General features: G+C 50.9%; 1 protein-coding gene. It reads right to left on the bottom strand.

The features are described 5' to 3' along the window. Positions 1-72: 72 nt before the first annotated feature. Positions 73-801, bottom strand: a complete 729-nt coding sequence (locus ACSZO1_RS22505) for a YoaK family protein (RefSeq protein ID WP_437616612.1) — start codon at positions 799-801, stop codon at positions 73-75. Positions 802-953 lie beyond the last annotated feature (152 nt).

Below are 953 nucleotides of genomic sequence, written 5' to 3'. Positions count from 1 at the left end.
GCGGGCATCGTGAAAAGTCTATGTCAAAGAAAGGGTTATGTTCTCATAATTGACGATTAAATCGCACCTTCCTTAATGTGCACTGTCCTGCGCATGGTGATTTTTCACCATCGCGTTCACCGCCAGAACCATCAGCCCCGCACCGGCCAGCAACAGAAACGGATAGCCGAGTCCTTTAAACAACCAGATCCCCGTCATGCCGCCAGCCAGGAAAGACAAAATGGTAAAGGTGTGCAGCTTCAGCCTTTCCAGATACAGCGGCGCATCCTTGGGGGATTCCTTCCGCCGGAACACATCAAACAGCATAGCCAGCTCAATACCAATATCCGTGGCGGTGCCGGAGACATGCGTGGTTCTGACACGCGCATTGGAGATACGTGTCACCACCGCATTCTGCAGCCCCATCAGAAAACTCAGGCTGAGGATCAGCAGCACGCCCGGCGACGCCGGTGTGAACCAGCTTTCAATAATACCGAGCGCGATCAACGCGACGCCTTCAATCAGAATATTAAAGGCGTAGATGGTTTTGATTTTACGTCTTCGGCCTGCATTGATAATCAGCGTCGAAAAGGTGGAACCGGCAATAAACAGACAGACGACGGATAAGAAGAAGACCCCGACCTGCAGATCGGCTTTTGCCAGATGGTCAGAGAGTGAGGAGACATTACCGGTCATATTGGCGGAAAAAAAGCCGACAACTTCAAATGCAGCGGTATTAAGTGCTCCGGCAACCGCTGCCAGCGTGCAGGCCAGCTGGCTGTCGGTATTGATCGTCCTTGTTTCACTGGCGGTGATAAGCATTGGTACTGGATCTGTTGGTTTTTGTATCGGGGTATCATCCTCTTGTTTTTGGGGATGGGCAAGGCTGAGGGAGAGCCACTTAAGGAAGGTGCGATTTAATCGTCAATTATGAGAACATAACCCTTTCTTTGACATAGACTTTTCACGATGCC

The sequence above is a fragment of the Erwinia sp. V71 genome (assembly GCF_965644245.1).
In the GTDB taxonomy this organism is placed as follows: domain Bacteria; phylum Pseudomonadota; class Gammaproteobacteria; order Enterobacterales; family Enterobacteriaceae; genus Erwinia.
The sequence above is the reverse complement of the archived record's forward strand: the minus strand, read 5'-3'. Positions and strand labels throughout refer to the sequence as shown.

Bases quoted from the DNA above. Each gene is read 5' to 3' on its own strand.
- ACSZO1_RS22505 (WP_437616612.1), bottom strand. From the start codon at position 801: ATGCTTATCACCGCCAGTGAAACAAGGACGATCAATACCGACAGCCAG.